We start from the raw sequence: 2,945 nt of genomic DNA on the forward strand, positions 1-2,945 counted from the left end.
CCCACAGTGTCCGGGTCGTCCACAAAATCCCATGACCGCCACTGAGTCTGTGGGAGCTGGCTTGCCAGCGATGGGGCCAGCAGCCACCGTACAAACTCAGGCAGCAGCCCACGCCTGCAAGCTCAGATGCGCCTTCTCCCCCGGCGCCAGATGCAGGCTGTCGGTACCGCCCGCCGCCGCTTCAACACAGACAAATTCCGTTACTTCATCCCAACTCACACCCAGCAATGGTCGCGAACCAGGATGCCAGACCACGGTGTCGCCACTGTCACCGGTATCGATGCACAATTCGCGCTGCCAGGCGTGATCCTTGAGCTGCAATTCGCCGTCGTGCTGGAACACCCGCTGACAACCGCCCTCCACGCGCAATTCGCCTTCCTGCTGGCAGGACTGGCGCCTCAACTGGTCATAACCCTGCGCACCTTCGAGGCCAGACAGCGCTATCTCACCCACGTCGCCAATACGCCAGTAAGCATGCAAAGCCTGGCTCAACTGGCACGGCATGTCGTCCTGATGCTCGGTGCTCAGGCGTAATTCCATGCGTTCACCCAGATGCGCATGCAGGTCGACCTGCCAATCGCACAACTGCAATTGCCAATGCAGGCGCACGCCATCCTCGGCGCTGCTGCTGTCGAGCAATTTCCAGTCGAGCAGTCGCGCCCAGCCATGGGACGGCCACGCGTTTTCGCTCGGATGGCGGCCATACCACGGCCAGCACACCGGCACGCCACCACGTATGGCGCCCACGTGCGGCCACTTCGCCGCGCACCATAACCACGGTTTCTGTCCACGCGGCTGAAAGTGCAGCAACTGCGCACCCTGCCGACTGAACACCGCCTGACACAGCGGATGGTCGATCACCAGCACATCGCGCATCTGATAGCGCTCCCAGGCAAACACCGGTCGTTCGCGCAGGGATTTGAAGAAGCGTTGCAGCGGATGCTCATGCATTGGCCACGGTCCTGAAAATCATGGGGGTACTCAATTACCTTTGTGCCCAGTGAGAGTGAACACTGTGGCGAGGGGATTTATCCCCGATGGGGCGCGGAGCGGCCCTGAACCAATTGCATACGGTATGTCAGGGTGAAAACGGTTGCAGTTCTGGGGTCGCTTCGCAACCCATCGGGGATAAATCCCCTCGCCACAGGTATATCATCGGACGTCTATCGCAAAAAAAAAGCGGACAGCCTGGGCTGTCCGCAAATATGCGCACATGGAGAGGAGCTTATCGCAGACGCGTCAGAACGTAGACTGAATTTTCAGGCCCGCGACCAAAGCGTTGTCCACGGCATCAACACCGCCCGGGTGAGTGATGTACTGCAGGTTAGGACGCACGGTCAGCCAGTTGGTGACATGGAAGCCGTAGTTGATCTCGTAGTTGTATTCGGTTTCACGAATCGGCGAGAACACCGGATTGTCGTAATCCGAGACACCGTTGGAGGCATTCAGCAGTTCGGCGTTTTTCTTCACGTCATCGTTGACGTGGATACGCGCCGCGCCAATGCCGACGTCATCCTTCGGACGGGCATCGAACGGGCCTTTGTAGACAAACATCACCGACTGGTAGTTATCGATGAAGTTGGTGTCCTTGTCGTGGAACGTGGCGTTTGCAGCGATGTTCAGACCGCGGCTGGCATCACCGTTGTGGCTGGTGAGTTGTTGCTGCGCGACGAACCAGTAACCGTGTTTGCTGCTGTGGGTTTTGTACGCGTCACCAGTGGTTGCCGCGTCGAAACCGTTGACGTCTTCGCGGACGTCGCTGGCATCAGCGGTGCTCTTGTAGTAACCGACGCGGTATTCGCCCGGCAGGCTGTTGACCTTCGGCGACCAGACCAATTCGACTGGCAGAACAGTCCCTTTGGTGCCGCTGCCGCTGAGCTTGAAGCCGTTACCGTGTTCCAGCTGCGACGGGTTCTGGTTGTACGCACCGATCTGCGCGTAGAGCTCGTCGTTGATGTTGTACTTCACCCGGATCGCGGCCTGGCTGACTGGCCAGTTGTACCAGATGTTGGTCGCCCAGTTACCCACTTGCGAGCCGCAGAACGCCAGATTCTGGAAGTCGCACGGGAAGGTGTTGAAGTCTTCGCCCTCACCGAAGTAACCGGCCTTGACGTCGAGCTTGTTGTCGAAGAACTGGTGCTGAATCCACAACTGGGTCAGACGCACCATGTGGCCACGGCCGTAGACTTCCTGAGAAGACGACAGAGTGCCGGCACGCGGATCGCCAACACGATCGTTGGAGATGTTCTGACCGTTACGATTGGTCAACTGGATCTTGGCCTGAGTGTTGTCCCAGCCCCAGAGTTTTTGCAGGTCCAGCGCCACGCCCAGACCGAACTGATCGCTGTAGCGACCGGTCTTGTCGTCGTTGTAGCCGCCATGCAGGTTGGCGCCCATTTCCCCAACGTAGTCAGCCTTGATGTCGATACCCTGCTCGATCAGCTTGGTCCGCTCGCCACCCCAGTCGCCCGTCATCCATTTCGAATCGGAGCTGAACGCATCCGCAGCCATTGCATTGCCGGCCAGCACCAATGCCGCCGCGGCTGACACTTGGCAGATCAACCGGGCATTGACGTGTTTCTTTTTCATCCCTACATCCTCGTCTTTATTGTTATTAACTGTTTTTTTCCAACGCGGTTTACATAAATTGCACTGGATTACAGGCAATCCAGCGCGTGCTCCTGATTGGAATCCGATCCCTGTGGGAGCTGGCTTGCCAGCGATGGCGGTGATTCAGGCGACATCCATGCTGGATGTGCCGGCCCCTTCGCTGGCAAGCCAGCTCCCACATGAACCTTATTCCTGCACGGATCTTTTACCGGCCTTTGAATTGCGCGATCGTTCGCCGTACCGCGCCTCGGTCTGCGCCTGGCCCGCAACGCCCAGACGCTCGCCAGTCTTGGCATCGAACAACAACACTTTCGACGGATCGAATTGCAGGGTCA

Annotated in this window: 2 protein-coding genes; both read right to left on the bottom strand. The window is 58.5% G+C overall.

Annotation, left to right across the window (positions count from 1 at the left end; genetic code table 11):
- Nucleotides 1–96: 96 nt before the first annotated feature.
- Nucleotides 97–951: a D-hexose-6-phosphate mutarotase gene (locus HT737_RS08200; protein ID WP_047295978.1), complete on the bottom strand. Its 855-nt coding sequence runs from the start codon at nt 949–951 to the stop codon at nt 97–99.
- A gap of 288 nt (nt 952–1,239) precedes the next feature.
- Nucleotides 1,240–2,589 carry a carbohydrate porin gene (locus tag HT737_RS08205; RefSeq protein WP_047295980.1) on the bottom strand — a complete coding sequence of 450 codons (1,350 nt, stop codon included), beginning with the start codon at nt 2,587–2,589 and terminating at the stop codon, nt 1,240–1,242.
- Nucleotides 2,590–2,945: the final 356 nt, after the last annotated feature.

The sequence above is a fragment of the Pseudomonas sp. MD195_PC81_125 genome, assembly GCF_014060985.1.
Classification (GTDB): domain Bacteria; phylum Pseudomonadota; class Gammaproteobacteria; order Pseudomonadales; family Pseudomonadaceae; genus Aquipseudomonas; species Aquipseudomonas parakoreensis.